The 18,169-nt window shown below is 63.2% G+C and carries 18 protein-coding genes and 1 tRNA gene; 7 read left to right on the top strand and 12 right to left on the bottom strand.

Annotated elements, in window-relative coordinates; genetic code table 11:
- Window positions 1–26 precede the first annotated feature (26 nt).
- From recQ to AC6JBC_RS02440, 3 genes are all read left to right on the top strand, one after another.
- Entirely contained in the window at window positions 27–1,799 is a 1,773-nt protein-coding gene (gene recQ, locus AC6JBC_RS02430) for a DNA helicase RecQ (RefSeq protein ID WP_498025219.1), read from the top strand.
- A gap of 117 nt (window positions 1,800–1,916) precedes the next feature.
- On the top strand, window positions 1,917–2,345 hold the full coding sequence (locus tag AC6JBC_RS02435; RefSeq protein ID WP_464787535.1) for a protein tyrosine phosphatase family protein: 429 nt from the start codon (window positions 1,917–1,919) through the stop codon (window positions 2,343–2,345).
- 62 nt (window positions 2,346–2,407) lie between these two features.
- Window positions 2,408–3,541 (top strand): BaiN/RdsA family NAD(P)/FAD-dependent oxidoreductase, encoded by a 1,134-nt coding sequence (locus AC6JBC_RS02440; protein ID WP_498025979.1) that lies wholly within the window; start codon window positions 2,408–2,410, stop codon window positions 3,539–3,541.
- Window positions 3,542–3,555: 14 nt separating this feature from the next.
- On the opposite strand, the gene AC6JBC_RS02445 is transcribed toward AC6JBC_RS02440, so the two are convergent.
- The 4 genes from AC6JBC_RS02445 to AC6JBC_RS02460 all read right to left on the bottom strand — a co-directional run bounded on the left by AC6JBC_RS02445 (window position 3,556) and on the right by AC6JBC_RS02460 (window position 7,092).
- The gene (locus tag AC6JBC_RS02445) at window positions 3,556–4,992 is read right to left on the bottom strand and encodes a porin (RefSeq protein WP_498025980.1); all 1,437 of its coding nucleotides are present in this window, start codon (window positions 4,990–4,992) and stop codon (window positions 3,556–3,558) included.
- 246 nt (window positions 4,993–5,238) lie between these two features.
- Window positions 5,239–5,694 (bottom strand): hypothetical protein, encoded by a 456-nt coding sequence (locus AC6JBC_RS02450; RefSeq protein ID WP_498025221.1) that lies wholly within the window; start codon window positions 5,692–5,694, stop codon window positions 5,239–5,241.
- A 145-nt stretch (window positions 5,695–5,839) separates the two neighbouring features.
- Window positions 5,840–6,823, bottom strand: coding sequence for a CDF family Co(II)/Ni(II) efflux transporter DmeF (gene dmeF, locus AC6JBC_RS02455; RefSeq protein ID WP_498025223.1), 984 nt, complete (start codon window positions 6,821–6,823; stop codon window positions 5,840–5,842).
- The gene (locus tag AC6JBC_RS02460) at window positions 6,820–7,092 is read right to left on the bottom strand and encodes a metal/formaldehyde-sensitive transcriptional repressor (protein WP_196224718.1); all 273 of its coding nucleotides are present in this window, start codon (window positions 7,090–7,092) and stop codon (window positions 6,820–6,822) included. Before AC6JBC_RS02460 ends, dmeF begins: the two co-directional genes overlap by 4 nt.
- A 90-nt stretch (window positions 7,093–7,182) precedes the next feature.
- Here AC6JBC_RS02460 and crtY point away from each other — a divergent pair, with 90 nt between their 5' ends.
- The 4 genes from crtY (at window position 7,183) to AC6JBC_RS02480 (ending at window position 11,388) form a co-directional block, all read left to right on the top strand.
- Window positions 7,183–8,334, top strand: coding sequence for a lycopene beta-cyclase CrtY (gene crtY / locus AC6JBC_RS02465; protein ID WP_498025225.1), 1,152 nt, complete (start codon window positions 7,183–7,185; stop codon window positions 8,332–8,334).
- Window positions 8,334–9,815: a phytoene desaturase gene (locus AC6JBC_RS02470; protein ID WP_498025226.1), complete on the top strand. Its 1,482-nt coding sequence runs from the start codon at window positions 8,334–8,336 to the stop codon at window positions 9,813–9,815. The genes crtY and AC6JBC_RS02470 overlap by 1 nt, the downstream gene beginning before the upstream one ends.
- Window positions 9,812–10,393: an LOG family protein gene (locus AC6JBC_RS02475; protein ID WP_498025228.1), complete on the top strand. Its 582-nt coding sequence runs from the start codon at window positions 9,812–9,814 to the stop codon at window positions 10,391–10,393. Before AC6JBC_RS02470 ends, AC6JBC_RS02475 begins: the two co-directional genes overlap by 4 nt.
- A 122-nt stretch (window positions 10,394–10,515) precedes the next feature.
- A complete protein-coding gene (locus AC6JBC_RS02480) occupies window positions 10,516–11,388 on the top strand; it encodes a phytoene/squalene synthase family protein (protein ID WP_498025981.1) in 873 nt (290 codons plus the stop codon).
- A gap of 106 nt (window positions 11,389–11,494) precedes the next feature.
- Here the strand turns inward: AC6JBC_RS02480 and AC6JBC_RS02485 are convergent, their stop codons facing one another.
- From AC6JBC_RS02485 to AC6JBC_RS02520, 8 genes are all read right to left on the bottom strand, one after another.
- On the bottom strand, window positions 11,495–12,919 hold the full coding sequence (locus AC6JBC_RS02485) for an ammonium transporter (protein WP_498025229.1): 1,425 nt from the start codon (window positions 12,917–12,919) through the stop codon (window positions 11,495–11,497).
- Between the two features lie 13 nt (window positions 12,920–12,932).
- Complete coding sequence (locus tag AC6JBC_RS02490; RefSeq protein WP_196224712.1) at window positions 12,933–13,271, bottom strand: P-II family nitrogen regulator; 339 nt, start codon at window positions 13,269–13,271, stop codon at window positions 12,933–12,935.
- Window positions 13,272–13,428: 157 nt separating this feature from the next.
- On the bottom strand, window positions 13,429–14,004 hold the full coding sequence (locus tag AC6JBC_RS02495; protein WP_498025230.1) for a DUF924 family protein: 576 nt from the start codon (window positions 14,002–14,004) through the stop codon (window positions 13,429–13,431).
- A 54-nt stretch (window positions 14,005–14,058) separates the two neighbouring features.
- Window positions 14,059–15,501, bottom strand: coding sequence for a metalloprotease TldD (gene tldD, locus AC6JBC_RS02500; protein WP_498025231.1), 1,443 nt, complete (start codon window positions 15,499–15,501; stop codon window positions 14,059–14,061).
- Between the two features lie 57 nt (window positions 15,502–15,558).
- On the bottom strand, window positions 15,559–15,786 hold the full coding sequence (locus AC6JBC_RS02505; protein ID WP_498025233.1) for a zinc-finger domain-containing protein: 228 nt from the start codon (window positions 15,784–15,786) through the stop codon (window positions 15,559–15,561).
- 71 nt (window positions 15,787–15,857) lie between these two features.
- A tRNA-Val gene (locus tag AC6JBC_RS02510) sits at window positions 15,858–15,933 on the bottom strand.
- A gap of 82 nt (window positions 15,934–16,015) precedes the next feature.
- Window positions 16,016–16,963, bottom strand: a complete 948-nt coding sequence (locus tag AC6JBC_RS02515; protein WP_498025234.1) for a MarR family transcriptional regulator — start codon at window positions 16,961–16,963, stop codon at window positions 16,016–16,018.
- A gap of 300 nt (window positions 16,964–17,263) precedes the next feature.
- Complete coding sequence (locus AC6JBC_RS02520; protein ID WP_498025235.1) at window positions 17,264–18,115, bottom strand: D-amino-acid transaminase; 852 nt, start codon at window positions 18,113–18,115, stop codon at window positions 17,264–17,266.
- Between the last annotated feature and the right edge of the window lie 54 nt (window positions 18,116–18,169).

Genomic DNA, 18,169 nt, shown 5'->3' on the forward strand with positions numbered 1-18,169 from the left:
CCAGCCGAACCCGCTACAGCCGCCAGATGCGTTCGGACATCCCCAGTCTCCTTCACGACATTTTCGGCTTTCCCGGCTTCCGCGGCGTGCAGGAACAAGTCGTCGGACGCGTCATGGCTGGCCAGCCAACGCTCGCCATCATGCCAACGGGCGCGGGCAAGTCGCTTTGCTACCAACTCCCCGCCGTCGCGCTCGACGGCTGCTGCGTCGTTATCTCGCCCCTGATCGCCCTGATGCACGACCAGTTGCGCGCGGCGCAGGCGGTCGGCATCCGCGCCGCCAGCCTGACCAGCGTCGATGCCGACTGGCGCGAAACCCAGGACCGCCTGCGGGGCGGCGACCTCGACCTGCTCTACGTCGCCCCCGAACGCGCCAGCGGCGAAGGCTTCCGCAGCCTGTTACGCTCGGCCAAGATCGCGCTGTTCGCCATAGACGAAGCGCATTGCGTGTCCGAATGGGGCCATGACTTCCGCCCCGACTACCGCCTGCTGCGGCCGCTGCTGGACGAATTTCCTGCCGTTCCCCGCCTCGCGCTCACCGCCACCGCCGATCACCACACCCGCGACGACATCCTCGTCCAACTCGGCATCCCGCGCGAAGGCCTGATCATCGCCGGGTTCGACCGTCCCAATATCCGCTACGCCGTCCACCCGCGCGACGGCCTGCCGCGCCAGCTTTCCGACCTGATCGCCGCCAGCGAAGGCCCCGGCATCGTCTACGCCCCCACGCGCGCGGCCACCGAAAAGCTTGCCGACACCCTGACCCGCACAGGCCGCCCGACCCGTGTCTATCACGCCGGGCTAGACCCCGCCGTCCGCTCTGCCAACCAGGCCGCCTTCATCGCCAGCGAGGACATGGTGATGGTCGCCACCATCGCGTTCGGCATGGGCATCGACAAGCCCGACGTCCGCTTCGTCGCCCACGCAGCGCTGCCCAAGTCGATCGAAGGCTATTATCAGGAATCCGGCCGCGCAGGCCGCGACGGCGAACCTGCCGAGGCGCACCTCTTCTGGGGCGCCGACGACTTCGCCCGCGCCCGCCAGCGCATCACCGAACTGGACCCCAGCCGCCAGCAAGGCGAGCGCACCCGTATCACCGCCCTCGGGGGCCTCGTCGAGACAGGCACCTGCCGCCGTGCCATATTGCTCCGCCATTTCGGCGAGCACCCGCCTGCCAGCTGCGGAAATTGCGACAATTGCCTCAATCCCCCACCCAGCATCGACGCGACCGAAACCGCGCGCAAATATCTCTCCGCCGTCTATCGCACCGGTCAGAGCTTCGGCACCGGCCATATCGAGCAAGTCCTGACCGGCGCCGTCACCGACCGCATCCGGGAGCGCGGCCATGACAAGATTTCCGTCTACGGCATCGTGTCAGGAGAGGAGACAGCGCTCCTCCGCCCAGTCTCCCGCGCCTTGCTCGTAAAAGATGCTTTGCAAACTAATGAACATGGCGGCCTCGAACTAGGCCCCAGCGCCCGCCCCATCCTGCGCGGCGAGGAGGAGGTCAGCCTCGTCCTCCCCCCACGCCGCGAACGCCGCCGCCGCAGCGCCCGCAATGGCAATCCGGAAAACCCCATCGGCGATCCGCTGTTCGACGCCCTGCGAGCCTGCCGCCGCGAACTGGCGCAGGAACAGGGTGTGCCCCCCTATGTGATCTTCCACGATTCCACCCTACGCGAAATGGCCGAGCAGCGCCCCGCGAGCCTCGCCCAACTCGGCCACATCAGCGGCATCGGCCAGCGCAAGCTCGACGCCTATGGCGACGCCTTCCTGGCCGCCATCCGCCCCTACCTCTAACTTCCTCCCCCCTTCGAAGGAGAGGGGGGAGGGCGGATGCTCTCTCTCCCCACCCAAAACCCCCTTGAATCCCGCCCCCCACAAGCGCATGGCTCGCGGCAGAAGGAGTCCCGCCCCATGTTCCGTCAGATCACCCCTAACCTCTACGTCTCCCCCCAGATCAGCGTGGATCAGGTCGAGGAAGCCAAGGCGCTGGGCGTGACCGTCATCATCAACAACCGCCCCGATGACGAGGAACCGGGTCAGACCAACGGCGCGGAAATCGAAGCCGCCGCAAAGGCCGCAGGCCTCGCCTATGCCGCTGTCCCCGTCGCCCATGGCGGCTTCGCCCCCTGGCAGTTGGACGGGATGGCCGAGGCACTGGGCCAAGCAGGCGAAGGCAAGGTCCTCGCCTATTGCCGCTCCGGCACCCGCAGCACGCTCCTTTGGGCGCTGACCCGCGCCCGCGCTGGCGATCACCCCGCCGCCTTGAGCGAAAAGGCGGAAGCGGCAGGCTATGACCTCACCCCCATCCGCCAGATCATGGACGCGCTCTCCGCAGGCTGATCTTGTCCACCACAGCCGATCAATTTGACGCCATCGTCCTCGGCGCTGGCGGAGCGGGCCTCATGTGCGCGGCGGCGGCGGGGCAGCGCGGCAAGCGCGTCCTCGTCCTCGATCACGCCGATCAGCCGGGGAAAAAAATCCTGATCTCGGGCGGCGGCCGCTGCAATTTCACCAACATCCACACCGCGCCGGACCGCTATCTCTCGGCCAACCCCCATTTCGCCAAGTCTGCGCTGGGCCGCTACACCCCGTCAGACTTCATCGCCATGGTCGACCGCCATGGCATCGCCTGGCATGAAAAGACGCTGGGCCAGCTCTTCTGCGACCAGTCCGCGCGCCAGATCGTGGCAATGCTGCTTGCCGAATGTGAAGCAGGGGGCGTCACCATCCGCCTAGGCCACTCGCTCGGCCCCATCACCCATGCCGATGGCCGGTTCAGCGTAACCCATGGCGGCAAGACCGCGCAGGCCCCCGCGCTGGTGATTGCAACCGGCGGCCCATCCATCCCCAAATTGGGCGCGACTGGCTTTGCCTATGACCTGGCCCGCCAGTTCGGGCTCAAGGTGGTGGAGCCGCGCCCCGCGCTCGTCCCGCTCACCCTCGGCGGCGAAGACATGCTGTTCCGCGAGCTCTCAGGGGTCTCGACTCCAGTGATCGCTCGCCACGGCAAGACGGCCTTCCGCGAAGCCGCGCTCCTCACCCATCGTGGCCTTTCCGGCCCGGCGATCCTGCAAATCTCCTCCTATTGGCGTCATGGCAGCGAAGTCACGATCGACTTCCTGCCCGACATGCCCGCCAACTGGCTGACGGAGGCCAAGCGCGGCAAGCCACGCGCCTCGCTCGTCACCCTGCTGCGCACCCATCTGCCAGCCCGCCTCGCCGACGCCCTTGCCGATCGCCTCGCGCTGCCGGGCGACCTTGGCAACATAGCCGACCGCAAGCTGGAAGAAGCGCAGCGCTGTCTTGCCGCCTGGTCCTTCACCCCCAACGGCACCGAAGGCTTTGCCAAGGCGGAAGTCACCGTCGGTGGCATCTCGACCGCCGAACTCTCCTCCCGCACGATGGAGGCGCGCCGCATGCCCGGCCTTTATGCCATCGGCGAAGCGGTCGATGTCACCGGCTGGCTAGGCGGCTATAATTTTCAATGGGCATGGGCCAGCGGCTCGGCGGCAGGACAGGCGATCGGCGAAGCCTGACCGCCCGCACCTCATCAATAATTCCACTGCACCTGCGTACGGATCAAATCACCCGTCGCCCGGCCCGTGCGGCGCTCATCCGCCTCGGCTCGCTTCATGCGGGCATAGGCAAAGGTAAATTCCAACGCCTTCCACGGCTGCCATTCCAGCCCCAGCTCCAGCTCGTCGGTTTCCAGCCGAGGCGCGTTGGTCCCGGCCTTCCATCCGCCACGATAATGCTGCCACCGTCCGTAAGGCATCAACACGCCGACCGTATCGGTGGGAACGCGATACATCATCTGGACATAGCCGCCGTTCAGCTTCTTCGTCTCGATCGACTGGCTTGCGCGGTCGAACTCAGGCCCCTTGCCCCAATTCCATTCGGCCTGAATGCCGAAGGGCTGGGGATAGAGCATCGCATGGATGCCGACGCGATCATCGTCATAGGCCTGCGAGCTGATCACAGTCGTCGATCCGCTGCGCACTTCGGGCTGCACATCGTTCATCATCGCCGATCCGCCGATTTCGAAGACTTGATCCTCAAACATGCCGCCCAGCCCATCAAGCTCGAACGGCCAGGTGGCAAAGGCGACCTTCATCAGCCCGCGATTCTGTTCCGTCCTGTTGGTGCCCTGACCATTGAAGACACCCAGGCCAAAGGCGCCATAATTGCCGAACAGCTTCTGGCCGTCATGCCCCAGCCGGTCCCAGATTTTCTGCACCGAAGGCGGCGTATAATAGCCGACGATCCCCAGATCGCGCTCGCTCGGCACCGCGCTGTTGATCGCGTCGCTCCGGTCCAGCGTCAGGCGGTTGGAGGAGGACTGCATATTCTCCCAGCCATAGGGCACCTTGGACTGGCCAAATCGCATGCGGAAGCTCTTGGCCTTATCCAGAAAAACATCGGCATAGGCATCGCGCAATTGAACAAAGCCCTCGCGCCGCTCGCTGCCCGCCTGATTATTCACCGCCGTAGCGAAATCGGACTGAAGATACAGCGAGACGCGATCAGAAATATCTCCCTGAACAACCAGCCGCGCCCGGCGCAGCGAGAAGCTCCCCTTATCCGAGATCGAACTGTCATGCACCGATCGCAGGCGGGACTCGCCCGCCGGTGCCATGTCATCCCCCGACAGGAACGCGTTGTAACGCATCTGGGTATAGCCGCGCAGCGATAGCCGCTCATACCAGGCCTTCGACTTCTGCCCGGATGCGGCCGCCTGCGTGACGACCGGCTGGGTTGGAGCCGCAGCCAGAACAGGGGCGGGGGCCGTCGCCGAGCCTGTGGCCGGAGCAGGCGCGGCCGATGCATTCGCGCTGGCGACCTCGGCACTTCCCTTGTTGGCGGCAAGCGCATTTGTCAGCGCCTGAACCTGCGCCTTCAACTCGTCGATTTGGCGCTGCAACGCTTCATTGCTCTGCGCCTGCGCCACTTCCGGCATCAACGCCAGCAGGCTCACGGCAAGAGCCATGCTTTTCATCTTGGAACGTGTCACGAAAATTTCCCCTGTCTCGATCGACAGGCGGATTATGATTTTTCAGTGACAGTTCAGTGACAAATATCTTTCGCTTACATGACAGCGAGCCACTGACGCATTTTTTTAGCCGCCATCCCATCGAACGCTGGGATCTCGTGCCCCAAGCCGAACAACCGTGCAAGCCCGCCAAGTCAGACAAAAAAGCGGCGCATCACTCCCGCGACACGCCGCCCGCTCATCTTACCGGCAATCCCCGCGTTCAACCTCGCGGCCCGCCAACGCGCCCGCGCCAGCACCCAGGATCAGGCCAGTCGTGCTCGGCCGGTTCCACCGTCCGCCACGGCCGATCTCCCGGCCCAGCAATCCGCCCAACACGCCGCCGACCACCGCGCCCGTCGTCCCGGACGAACAGCCATCATCATAGGCCCGCGCCCGATAGCGGCGGGGCGCCTCACGATAATGGTCTTCGCGATATTCCCGATATTCCACCGGCCGACGATCATAGTCGCGATAGCGGTAGCCGCGATCATAATCCCGATCGTCCCGCTCATAGGTTTCGCTGCGATAATAGCTGCCGTCGTCGCCTTCATAGCGTTCGCTATAGCGATAGCTGCTTTGCGCGAAGGCGGGCGAGGCTGCGACGCCTGCAATGGCCGCACTGGCAACGGAAAGGGAAATGATGAACTTGGTCAACATGACAGGCCTCCACTGATCCTTATCGGATCGATATGGTTGGCCGCTGATGAGTGCTTCCTGAACATGCCCGTCACTTATCGTTCAGCAACAGGCCACTGGTCGCAAAGGCGTTTCCGTTCAGCCGGAATGGAAGCAAAGTATGCGTTCAACCGCACTCGACCGTGACATGCTCCATGCGCGGCAGCGCGCGCACCCGCTGCCGCACAGCGCCAACATCGCCGCCCGGCGCCAGGCTGATGATCGCAGCATGGGCATGCGGCCCGATCCGCCAGACATGCAGGTCATGGATGATCGCGCCCTCTGCCTCCACCAGCGCCTTGATCCGCTTCATCAACGCCGGTTCGGCGGTGTCGAGCAGGATGGCTGATGTGTCCTTCATCAACCCCCAGGCCCAGCGCGCGATAACCACTGCGCCCAATATGCCCACCGCCGGGTCGAGCCACCACCAGCCCATATAGCGCCCGGCGAGCAGCGCCGCGATCGCCAGCACGGACGTCAGCGCGTCGGTCAGCACATGCACATAGGCGGCGCGCAGATTATTGTCGGCATGACCCTTTTTATGGTCATGTCCATGATCGTGACCTTGGTGATCATGGCTATGGTCATGCCCCAGCAGCAGCGCGCTGATCAGGTTGATGGCGAGGCCAATGACCGCGACCAATGTCGCCTCGCCAAACTTCACCGATACCGGCTCAAAGAAGCGCAGCACCGATTCGACCAGGATGAACAGCGCCGTCACGCCCAGCAGCAGGGCGGATGCAAAGCCCGAAAGGTCGCCGACCTTCCCCGTGCCAAAGGTAAAGCGCGGGTTGCGGGCATGGCGCCGCGCATAACCATAGGCCGCCGCCGCCACGGCCAGCGCGCCCGCGTGGGTGGCCATGTGGAATCCGTCGGCCAGCAGGGCCATCGACCCGGTGATCCAGCCAAAGGCGATCTCGACCACCATCGTGACGGCGGTCAGCCAGACGACCCACATCGTCCGCCGGGCATTCTGGTCATGGCCTGCGCTCAGGTAAATATGGTCGAAATAATGGCTTTCTTCCTCATCCCCATTGGTGGGGAAGGGGGGCAGCGCCCCGCTTTGGGCCTTTGCTGCGTCATGATCGTGGCTGTGGCCGTGCATCGTCATTTCCCATACCGCCGGATCAGCTCCAGCATTTCTTCCGCCGCCGCCTGCCGCTCTTCATCAGTCAGGCCGGGGCGGGCGACATGGTCGCGCATATGCTGCTCGATCAGCTCTTCCATCAGGCTGCCTACTGCGCCGCGCACCGACGCGACCAGCTGCAACGTCTCCGAACAGCCCGCGTCCCCGCCCAGCTGCCGCTCGATCGCGCCGACCTGCCCCGCGATGCGCCGCACCCGCGCCAGCAACTTGTCCCTGTTTTCGATGACATGCATAGGATACCCCCCTATCCTATATGGACGTTTTCGTCAAACGCCGTCTTTTCGCTAATTGCTTCATGAATTCGCCCTCCCTAACAGGACAGCATGGCCAAGACGTTCGACTGCGACCTAGCGATTCTGGGCGGCGGCCTTTCCGGCACTCTGACCGCATTAGCCTTCGCCCGCCTCCGCCCCGACATTGATCTGCTCCTGATCGAACGCGGCCAATCGCTGGGCGGCAACCATCTCTGGTCCTTCTTCGACGGCGATGTCCGCCCCCCCGATCGCTGGCTGGTCGATCCGCTCATCACCCATCGCTGGCCCCAAGGCCACGAGGTCCGCTTCCCCGCCTACCAGCGCCGCCTGCCCACCGCCTATAACAGCATCGCCTCCGCTCAGCTTGACGCCCACGCCAAACAATTGCTCGGCGATCGCGTCCTGCTCAATGCCGACGTCGCCCACATCACGCCGACCAGCGTCACCCTTGGCGACAGCCGCCCTATCCAGGCCCGCGCCGTCCTCGATACGCGCGGCGGCGGTATCATGTCGGCGCTGGAGTGCGGCTGGCAAAAGTTCGTCGGCCAGGTCCTCCGCCTTAATCACCCCCACGGCCTGGAGCGCCCGGTGATCATGGACGCGACCGTCGCCCAGATCGACGGCTACCGCTTCGTCTATCTGCTCCCTTTCGATGACCGCACGATCTTCGTCGAGGATACCTATTATAGTGACGACTCCGCGCTTGATGTCCCAGCGCTCACCAGCCGGATTGCCGCCTACGCGAAAGAGCAAGGCTGGCAGGTCGAAAAGGTCCTCCATCAGGAAAGCGGCGTCCTTCCCGTGGTCCATGGCGGCGACTTCGATCGCTTCTGGCCAGCGGAGGATGACATTGCCCGTGCAGGCGTTCGCGCCGCACTGTTCCACCCGATGACCGGCTATTCGCTCCCCGACGCCGTAGCCACCGCCCTCTGGCTCGCCGATCAGCCGCTCGAAGATCTGGCCACCGCGACCCGCGCCCGCGCTGCGGCGCATTGGCGTGCTGGCGGCTATTACCGGCTGCTCGGCAAGATGCTCTTCCGCGCTGCCCGGCCGAACCAGCGATGGCGCGTGTTCGAGCGTTTCTATCGGCTCAATCCCCATCTGGTCGGTCGCTTCTATGCGGGCCGATCGACCTGGGCCGATCGCATCCGCATCTTGTGTGGACGCCCGCCGGTGCCCATAAGGAGCGCCATGCGCGCATTGTTGACCCCCTCCGCCTGATGAACCGCAAATCGATAGTTATCGGGGCAGGCTTTGGCGGCCTTGCTCTTGCGATCCGTCTGCAATCGGCGGGCATCGACACCACGCTGGTGGAAGCGCGGGATCGCCCGGGCGGGCGCGCCTATATGTGGGAGAAGGACGGCTTCGTCTTCGACGCAGGCCCCACCGTCATCACCGATCCCGATTGCCTTGCAGAGCTCTGGCGCCTGTCCGGCCATGACATGGCGGAAGATGTCAGCCTGGTGCCGGTTACCCCCTTTTACCGGCTGAACTGGCGCGACGGCACGAACTTCGATTATTCCAACGACGAAAATGCCCTGCGAGCGCAGATCGCCAAGCTGAACCCGCAGGATGTCGCCGGGTATCAGCGCTTTCTCGACTATTCTGACGGCGTCTATGAAGAGGGCTATCGTAAGCTCGGTTCCGTCGCTTTCCTCAACTTCGCCTCCATGGTCCGCGCCGCCCCCGCATTGGCGAAGCATCAGGCATGGCGATCGGTTTATTCGATCGTCTCTTCCTATGTGAAGGATGAGAGGCTGCGCCAGGCGCTCTCCTTTCATACCCTTCTGGTCGGCGGCAATCCGATGAAGACCAGCGCGATCTATGCGCTGATCCACAAGCTGGAAAAGGATGGCGGCGTCTGGTTCGCCAAGGGGGGCACCAACCGATTGGTGCAGGGCATGGCCACGCATTTTGAGCGGCTTGGCGGCACCCTGCGTCTTGCCGACCCGGTCGTGCGCATCGAGACCCATGGCGACCGCGCGGTCGCTGTCTCAACCGCGTCGGGATGGCGGGGGGAGGCCGATGCGGTCGCCACGAACGGCGACCTCATGCACAGCTATCGGGACCTTCTCGGCCATCACCCAAGGGGACAGAAACAGGCGGAGAGCCTCGCTAGAAAGCGCTGGTCCCCCAGCCTTTTCGTGCTGCATTTCGGTATCAAGGGCAGCTGGCCGGGCATCCCCCACCATATGATCCTGTTCGGTCCCCGCTATGAAGGGTTGCTGACCGACATCTATGATCACGGCGTGCTGCCACAAGATTTCTCGCTCTATCTTCACCACCCGACCGTCACCGATCCGTCGATGGCGCCGGACGGACATTCGACTTTCTACGCTCTTGCACCCGTACCCCACATGGGCAAGCTGCCGATCGACTGGAAACAGTTCGGCCCCGTCTATGCGGAGCGCATCCTTGACGAGATCGAGCATCGCCTTATCCCCGACATCCGGTCTCGCATTGTCACGCAGTTCCACTATGCGCCGCCCGATTTCCGGAGCGACCTGTCCGCGCATCTGGGCAGCGCCTTCAGCCTTGAACCGCTGTTGACGCAAAGCGCCTGGTTCCGCGCCCATAACCGCGATGACGTGATCCCGAATCTCTATCTCACTGGCGCTGGTACTCATCCGGGGGCGGGCATCCCTGGCGTCGTCGGTAGCGCCAAGGCGACCGCCGCGCTGATGCTCGAAGACCTGCTGTGAAGCGGCTGGCCGTCTATTGCGGATCGGCTTTGCCTGCTGATCCGGTCTATGTGGAATCCGCTCGCCAACTTGGCCGCACGCTTGCTGGGCGGGGCATTGGAGTCGTCTATGGCGGCGGACGGCTGGGTTTAATGGGCGCGGTGGCCGATGCCGCGCTCGAGGCCGGAGGCGAGGTGATCGGCGTCATTCCGGAAGCCCTGGTACGGGCGGAGGTAGCACATCAGGGCTGCACTGAGCTTCATGTCGTCCAAACCATGCATCAGCGCAAGGCATGCTTCACCGACCTGTCTGACGGCTTCATCACGCTGCCCGGCGGCGTTGGCACCATGGATGAGTTATGGGAGGCGATCAGCTGGGCGCAACTTGGTTATCACGCCAAGCCCGTTGGCTTGCTGAATGCATCTGGCTTCTATGACCAGCTCATCGCCTTCAACCGGCATATGATCGACACCGGCTTCATCCGGCCGCAACATGCCGACATCCTGGTCCATGCCGACTCGATCGAGGCGCTGCTTGATAAAATGGCAGCCTATGAGGCGCACGAGCCGATCCTTTCGATGAAGGCCGACAGGCTGTAATTCGTGCCACCCTTGCGGCGGCCATCGGCGCGGGGCATGGCCGCAATGTGAACATTCTCGATCGCACCGCACTCGTCGACCATGCCCGCGAAAGTATCGCCCGGGGCTCCAAATCCTTCGCCTTGGCATCGAAGCTGTTCGACCGGCAAACCCGTGAGCGTGCTTGGCTCCTCTATGCATGGTGCCGCAAGTGCGACGACATCGCCGACGGGCAGGATCATGGTGGCGTAATGAGAGGCGTGGCCGATGGGCAGGCGCGTCTTGCCAATATGAGGGCACTGACCGATGCCGCCTTGCGTGGTGAGCCCACGGCCGATCCCGCCTTCGACGGCTTTGGCGTGGTGATGCGCGAATGCGCCATCCCGGCCCGCTATGCGCATGACCTGATCGAAGGTTTCGCGCTTGATGCTGAAGATTGGCGGCCTCAGAGCGAAGGGGACATGCTGCGCTATTGTTATCATGTTGCTGGCGCGGTGGGCTGCATGATGGCGGTGCTGATGGGGGTTGACGCGGCGGATGAGGCTACGCTTGACCGTGCGTGCGATCTCGGCTTGGCGTTCCAGCTCGCCAACATTGCTCGCGACATCGGTGAGGATCAGGCGGCGGGACGCTGTTACCTGCCCCAGCAATGGCTGGGGGAGATGCAGATTCCTTCGGGCAGGCATATGGAGCCGGGCTTCCGTCCGCAGCTAACGATATTGGCGCGCCGTCTCGCCGGGCTGGCTGCGTCCTATGAGGCTAGCGCGCGGCATGGCACCGGCGCCTTGCCGCCGCGCTCCGCCTGGGCGGTTCTGGCCGCCGCGGGCATTTATGGCGATATCGCTCGGGAAGTGGATCGGCGGGGCGGTCATGCCTGGGACGATCGCGTGGTGACGCCGAAGAGTGAAAAGCTGATCTGGGTGTTCCTGGCGGGGTTGCAGATCGTGGCCCGATCCCGCCGCTGGCCTTTATCGGTGCCCCGACCGGCACATCTCTGGACCCGACCAAAGACCTGACATCAAAAAAAAGGACCGATACTTTCGTACCGGTCCCGAGGCGTGTTCGCAGGAGGAACATCGTGTGGCGGGCGGGCCGTTCTTTCCGGCCCGCCCTGCCGAAGTCTCAATAGTTGTAGGCGCGCTCGCCGTGGCTCGCGAGGTCCAGGCCTTCCATCTCCGCATCGCGGTTCGGACGCAGACCCATGGTCTTGTCGATGATGAAGTAGAGGATCGCGCTGCCGATGCCCGAGAAGAGCAGGGTGAACACGACCGCCTTGATCTGGATCCAGACCTGGCCCGGGATGCTGTAGGCTTCCGGATGGAAGGCCGCCGGGAAGACGGTGTAGTCGAACACGCCCTGACCGCCGAGCGAAGGAGCCGCGACGATGCCGGTCGCGATCGCGCCGACGATGCCGCCGATGCAGTGCACACCGAACACGTCCAGGCTGTCGTCATAGCCGACCTTGCCCTTCACGAACGCCACGAAGATGTAGCAGATCGGAGAGACGGCGAAGCCGAGCACGATGGAGGTCATGGGAGCCGCGAAGCCCGCAGCCGGGGTGATGGCGACGAGGCCAGCGACAGCGCCCGTGACTGCGCCGAGCAGCGAAGCCTTGCCGTGGTGGACCTGTTCGACCAGCGACCAGCTGACCGCTGCCGCACAGGTGGCGACCATGGTGTTGATGAAGGCGACGCCGGTGACGGCATTGGCTTCCAGGTTGGAACCGGCGTTGAAGCCGAACCAGCCGACCCACAGCAGGCTCGCGCCGATCATGGTCATGGTCAGCGAGTGCGGCGGCATGGGTTCCTTGGGGAAGCCGACGCGCTTGCCGATCATGATGGCGCCGACGAGGCCCGCGATACCCGCGTTGATGTGGACGACAGTGCCGCCCGCGAAGTCGAGCGCGCCCCAGCCCCAGAGCATGCCATAGTCGGTCGGAGCGTCAGCCAGGAAGTCCGGGCCAGCCCAATACCAGACCATGTGCGCCATCGGGAAGTAGATGAAGGTCAGCCACAGCACGACGAACACGATCAGCGAGGAGAATTTCACGCGCTCCGCGAACGCACCGACGATCAGCGCCGGGGTGATCATGGCGAAGGTCATCTGGAAGACGACGAACACGAATTCGGGCAGGTAGACGTTGTTGCTGAACGTCGCGGCCGAGGTTGTGCCATCGACGCCCATCAGGAACGCCTTGGAAAGACCGCCGAAGAAATGATTGTCGCCACCCGACGTGAAGGCAATCGAATAGCCCCAGCAGGTCCAGACCAGGCCCGCCACGGAAACGATCGTGAACACCTGCATCAGGATGCTCAGCATGTTCTTGGTGCGGACCAGGCCGCCATAGAACAGGGCAAGGCCCGGAATCGACATCATCAGCACCAGCGCGGCCGAGATCAGCATCCAGGCGACGTCGCCCTTGTTGACCATGCTGGCCATTGCAGCAGCGTCTGGCGCCTTTATCGGCGCGGCGAGCGCCGGTGCGGCTGCGAGGAGGGTCAGCGCAGCCGCCCCCATCACGCCGCAGAATTTCTTGGAAAAGGTCATTATTCCCCCCTTCTTACAGCGCGGTTTCGCCGGTCTCGCCGGTGCGGATGCGCACGGCCTGACCGACATCGAGAACGAAGATCTTGCCATCGCCGATCGCGCCGGAATTGGCAGCCGCCTGGACCGCTTCGACTACGCGCGGTGCAAGATCGTCATCGCAGACGACCTCGATCTTGATTTTCGGAACCATGTTCGTGGAATATTCGGCGCCCCGGTAGATTTCGGTTTGCCCCTTTTGGCGGCCGAAGCCCTTCACCTCGGACACCGTCATGCCGGCGATGCCTAGCGAGGAGAGTGCCTCGCGGACATCGTCAAGCTTGAACGGCTTGATGATAGCCATGACAAGTTTCATGTCGCCCCCTGTTAATGGTGTGCGGCGACATTCCAGCAAGAGGCGTGCCAATTGATCAGCGCCGTTCAAAAGCGGGCTTTTTAGATTGGCCTTATGTGCTGCCCGCCAAAAAAATGGGCAGTCTGCCTAGGCTGCCCAAAAATTGGGCAGCTTTTCCTTACCAGTTAGCCGTCATTCGGACGGCGTCTTTTTCCTCCGGCAAAGTCGGCCGCCCGACCGCAGCGTTTCGATGCGGGAACCGGCCGAAACGGGCGATCACGTCATGATGCTGACGGGCATATTCCAAGGACCGCGCATCGCCTGCTGCCTCGAACAGGCTCAGCGACAGCTTCTGATCTTCGATATCCTCGCTATGCTGGAACGGCATGTAGAAAAACCTGCGGCCCGCGCCGCCAATCTGGATGTCATAGCCATGGGCAATTGCGCCGCGCGCGACGATTCGAGCGAGTTCGTCAGTTTTAAAAGCCTCGGCGGTGCCGCGAAACATATTACGCGGCAATTGATCGAATAGCAGGACTGCCGCCAATGCATCGTCAGCCCGATCAAGGAATGTTTCGGCAACTAAAGCCCGTTTTTCTTCCCACAGCTGACAAAAGCGTGCCGCGCACTGTTGGTCCAGCCTTGGGTCATGCTTCCACCAGCCCTCTTCCCCAACCTGATTGAACCAGAAGTCCAGCAGGGCAGCCGCCCAATCGGCGGTCACGGCGTCATGGCTGTCCGTAAGCATGTTCATACAAGGAAAAAGAAGCAGTGGGCCGCAGGTTCCGCAGCCCACGGCGCCAGGATATCAGGTCGCCGTGCCGCCGACCGTCAGCCCTTCGATCAGCAGGGTCGGCTGCCCGACGCCCGCTGGAACGCTCTGTCCGCCCTTACCGCACATGCCGACGCCCTCATCCAGAGCCCAGTCATTGCCGATCCCGATCACCTTGGTGAGTGCCGTCGGTCCATCGCCTATCAGCGTCGCACCCTTGATTGGGTCGCCCAGCTTTCCATTCTCGACCTTGTAGGCCTCCGTACAGGAAAAGACGAATTTGCCTGAGACGATGTCGACCTGGCCTCCGCCAAAGCTCTTGGCGAAGATGCCGGAACCCATGCGGGACAGCAATTCCTCCGGGTCATCATGACCGCCTTTGATAAACGTGTTGGTCATGCGGGGCATCGGCGCATGGGCATAGCTTTCGCGACGCCCGTTGCCCGTGGGCTCCACGCCCATAAGCCGGGCGTTGAGGCGATCCTGCATATAGCCTTTAAGGATGCCATCCTCGATAAGGACATTCTCCTTGGTGGGCGTGCCTTCGTCATCAATCGAGAGCGATCCACGGCGGCTGAGGATCGATCCGTCATCCACCACCGTGACGCCAGATGCCGCGACACGCTCACCGATCCGTCCTGAAAAAGCGCTGGTGCCCTTGCGGTTGAAATCACCCTCAAGGCCATGGCCGATCGCCTCATGCACCAGTACGCCGGGCCAGCCAGGACCGAGCAGAACCGTCATTTCGCCCGCAGGCGCAGCGACGGATCGCATGTTCACTCTCGCCTGAGCCAGTGCCTCGTCGATGGCCCGGTTCCATATCGCGGCATCCATCACCTGATCGTAAAGATAGCGCCCACCAATACCGAAACTGCCGGTTTCACGGCGGCCGTTTTCTTCAAGGATCAGCGAGACGTTCAGACGCACCAGCGGCCGGACGTCGGTAGCGGTAAAGCCATCGGCCCGGACGATTTCCACGACCGACCAGCTCCCGGCCAGACTGACCGAAACCTGCGCTACGCGAGGATCACGAGCTCGCGCCGCCGCATCGATGGCAGCGCATAGCGTCACCTTCTCGGCGAACGGTACGATGTCCAGAGGATTGGCGTCTGTATAGAGATAGCGGTTGGTCCGCTGCGGCGGCGGAGCGGGCTGGCCCTTGGCCGGGTCCAACAAGGTCAGCGTTTCGGCCGCCCGGCGGATCGCTGCTTCGCTGATTTCATTGGCATGGGCAAAGCCCGTCATCTCGCCCGACACGCCGCGCAGGCCAAAGCCTGCATCGGTCGAATAGTCGGCGGTCTTTAGCCTTCCATCATCGAACCCGAAACTCTCGCTGGCCCGATATTGCAGATAAAGTTCGCCATCATCACAATTGGCGAGCGCCTGCGCCGTCAGCCGCTGCGCGCCATCGGGATCAAGCAAGCCGGGCCGATAGAGAAGGCCGCGCGCATCGGTGAACTGGGAAGCGATGTCAGTCATGCCGCCCGATATAGGAGCGACACAGCCCAAGCCCAATCAAATTCGAAGGGCGCCTCTTTAGATGCTCGCGCCGGACGAGATGTCAGGCAGGCCCGCAACTTCCGGTGTATCCGCAGGACCGCCAATCAGGACGAAGCGCCTGTCGCAATAACCACAATCGACATAGCCATGCTCGTCAATCTCCAGGAACACGCGCGGGTGACCCAGAGCGGCGGGAATGTCGCCTGACCCGTCGCATGAGACGCGGGCTTTGGTGACTCGAAGAATTTCAGGCGGCTGTGTCATGATGGCGTCGATTAGCAGCGGCTCCATCGCACCGCAATATCCGGCGCGGCTTTCTGGCAACGATGGAGGGATGGTGGGCGATGACGGGCTCGAACCGCCGACATTCTCGGTGTAAACGAGACGCTCTACCAACTGAGCTAATCGCCCGATACCGCATCCATGCCGGTGCAGCCGGAGCGCGCCTATCTAGGCCAATCAGCGCGCGGGTCAAGCGTTGATGATCGACGAGTCACGCACAAAGAAAACGGCGGCTGGCCATGAACCAGCGAGTCAGGGCTTGGGCCGTCTCTTCCGCAAGGGCGATGAACACACGGCGGCCATCATGCGGATCGGCCTGCCGATGCACGATGCCCTTGTCTGTCAGCGTCCGAATCCAGCGCAACGCTGTTGTAGGCGGCACTGCCGACGCGATGCACAGGCTGGAAACGGACACGCGCTCCTGCTCTAGACGCGCGGCCAGCAGATCGAGCAGCATGTCCCATGCGGGATCGGCAAACAGTTCGCCGGGCAGGAAATCCTCGCGCAGCCGCCGCGCGCGCAGCATGTCCCGCACCTGCGCGGCACCCAGTGCCGCTTCGTCAGCGGCGGTTGGCTGATTACCTATCGTCTCCACAGTCGGCATACCGATATAATCGCTTGCCCGATCCGAAATGCGGGGACCCAATGCGAAGGAAGGGGTCGCGTGGCGCGGTCGCGATGTCAGCGCCTCCAGCGTCCGCGCAAGGCGGCTGACCTCTTCGCTCAGCTGTTGCAGGCGGACGCCCTCGCTTTCCTGATTGACCTCATGAACCGTGCGCTGCGGCGTCGTTCCCCCCGCAGTCAGCAAGGCGGCGGCGAGGTCGGTGTGATCTGGCGTGCAGAGCAGTTGCGTTCGGTCGCTCCGCATGCAGGCGAAGGCAAGGTCGACCGTGTCGAGACCGGCAACCAGGATGACGGACATGTCATTCTGAACCGCCAGCGTCTCCACCTGCACCAGCAATCGCTCGAGCAATGCGGACGGGTTTGTGCAGAAGAGCAGGATGACGTCGCACCCCACCTGCATGTCGAGGCGCAGCATCGCCTGATCCAGCGGCACGATATCGAGGAGCCGGAACTGGGCGGCCTCTGCAAGTCCTGCGATATCGTCGAGAAAGACGTCGTCAGCCAGAATGAGGAGGCCCGCCCGAGGGTCTCTCATCCCATAGATTTCCTCGCTGCTGGATCCAAATTCAGTCCGGGGGCGATCCATTTCCACCTGTTACTCCTGTCCCTGCTTTGTTCCGAACCTATCGCAATATCGCGGCGACGCGCCTGCTCTTTCCTCCGGATCGGACATGCCAGCTTCCCTTTATTGAGCAATAATCCCGCTGCCCGCCTGATTTCATGAGCCTCGGCCCTCGTCGCCGCCAAAATGGTTCGGCTTTTCGCCGAAATGGCGGGAGGCGATGGAGGAGAGGCGACACATCCAAAATGGATGTTGTTATCCTCACTTGTTGCTTCAGACCGCCGTCCGGCGTGCGAAATCGATGTAGAGCTGGCGTAGCCGGGTGGCGACCGGGCCGGGAGTGCCATCGCTGATCTTGGTCCCGTCGATACGCACGACCGCCTGGCAGAGTGTCGATGCACTGGTGATGAAGGCTTCGCGGGCTTCCTTCGCTTCCGCCACGGAAAAGGGGCGATGGACAACATTCAGGCCGCTTTCTTCGGCCAGAGCGGTCAGCGCGGCGCCGGTGCATCCGGCAAGCACAGCTTGTGAATAAGGGCGGGTGATGATGCCTTCGTCCATAACCAGAAAGGCGGTGGAAGAGGCGCCTTCGGTGATGAAGCCGTCCTCCACCATCCAGGCTTCCTGTGCCCCCGCCTCAGCCGCGATCTGTTTTGCCATCGCTTGAGCCAGTAGGCTGACACTCTTGATGTCGCGCCGCGCCCATCGCAGGTCGGGTGTCGTGACAACCGCAATGCCGTTCTGCAAAGCGGGAGAAGCGAGAAAGCGCTTGGCCTGCGTGAACATGACAAGCGTTGGCCGCAAAGCCGACGATGGAAGGAAGTCGCGCCCTGCATCAGCGCCCCGCGTCAGTTGCAGATAGATCAAGCCCTCATCAAGGTCATTGCGCGCCGCCAGTTCCTTCTGCACCGCTTCAATCTCGGCAAGGGAGAGGGGAAGGCTAAGCCCTATCGCAGCCGCCGAACGTTCAAGCCGCACCAAGTGCGAAGCGCTGTCGATCAGCCTCCCGTCCATGACGGCCGTCACCTCATAAACAGCCTCGGCGAACAGAAACCCGCGATCCAGCACCGAAACGCGCGCTTCGGCGAGCGGGAAGAACTGGCCATTGAGATAGGCGATGGACATGAAGCTCTAAAATCCTCCGGCATGAACATCCGAGATGTTGCCGGGGCAGGATCG

The sequence above is a fragment of the Sphingobium sp. RC1 genome, from assembly GCF_059738765.1.

Bases quoted from the DNA above. Each gene is read 5' to 3' on its own strand.
- recQ (WP_498025219.1), top strand. From the start codon at position 27: ATGCGTTCGGACATCCCCAGTCTCCTTCACGACATTTTCGGCTTTCCC.
- AC6JBC_RS02435 (WP_464787535.1), top strand. From the start codon at position 1,917: ATGTTCCGTCAGATCACCCCTAACCTCTACGTCTCCCCCCAGATCAGC.
- AC6JBC_RS02440 (WP_498025979.1), top strand. From the start codon at position 2,408: ATGTGCGCGGCGGCGGCGGGGCAGCGCGGCAAGCGCGTCCTCGTCCTC.
- AC6JBC_RS02445 (WP_498025980.1), bottom strand. From the start codon at position 4,992: ATGGCTCTTGCCGTGAGCCTGCTGGCGTTGATGCCGGAAGTGGCGCAG.
- AC6JBC_RS02450 (WP_498025221.1), bottom strand. From the start codon at position 5,694: ATGTTGACCAAGTTCATCATTTCCCTTTCCGTTGCCAGTGCGGCCATT.
- dmeF (WP_498025223.1), bottom strand. From the start codon at position 6,823: ATGACGATGCACGGCCACAGCCACGATCATGACGCAGCAAAGGCCCAA.
- AC6JBC_RS02460 (WP_196224718.1), bottom strand. From the start codon at position 7,092: ATGCATGTCATCGAAAACAGGGACAAGTTGCTGGCGCGGGTGCGGCGC.
- crtY (WP_498025225.1), top strand. From the start codon at position 7,183: ATGGCCAAGACGTTCGACTGCGACCTAGCGATTCTGGGCGGCGGCCTT.
- AC6JBC_RS02470 (WP_498025226.1), top strand. From the start codon at position 8,334: ATGAACCGCAAATCGATAGTTATCGGGGCAGGCTTTGGCGGCCTTGCT.
- AC6JBC_RS02485 (WP_498025229.1), bottom strand. From the start codon at position 12,919: ATGACCTTTTCCAAGAAATTCTGCGGCGTGATGGGGGCGGCTGCGCTG.
- AC6JBC_RS02490 (WP_196224712.1), bottom strand. From the start codon at position 13,271: ATGAAACTTGTCATGGCTATCATCAAGCCGTTCAAGCTTGACGATGTC.
- AC6JBC_RS02495 (WP_498025230.1), bottom strand. From the start codon at position 14,004: ATGAACATGCTTACGGACAGCCATGACGCCGTGACCGCCGATTGGGCG.
- tldD (WP_498025231.1), bottom strand. From the start codon at position 15,501: ATGACTGACATCGCTTCCCAGTTCACCGATGCGCGCGGCCTTCTCTAT.
- AC6JBC_RS02505 (WP_498025233.1), bottom strand. From the start codon at position 15,786: ATGACACAGCCGCCTGAAATTCTTCGAGTCACCAAAGCCCGCGTCTCA.
- AC6JBC_RS02515 (WP_498025234.1), bottom strand. From the start codon at position 16,963: ATGAGAGACCCTCGGGCGGGCCTCCTCATTCTGGCTGACGACGTCTTT.
- AC6JBC_RS02520 (WP_498025235.1), bottom strand. From the start codon at position 18,115: ATGTCCATCGCCTATCTCAATGGCCAGTTCTTCCCGCTCGCCGAAGCG.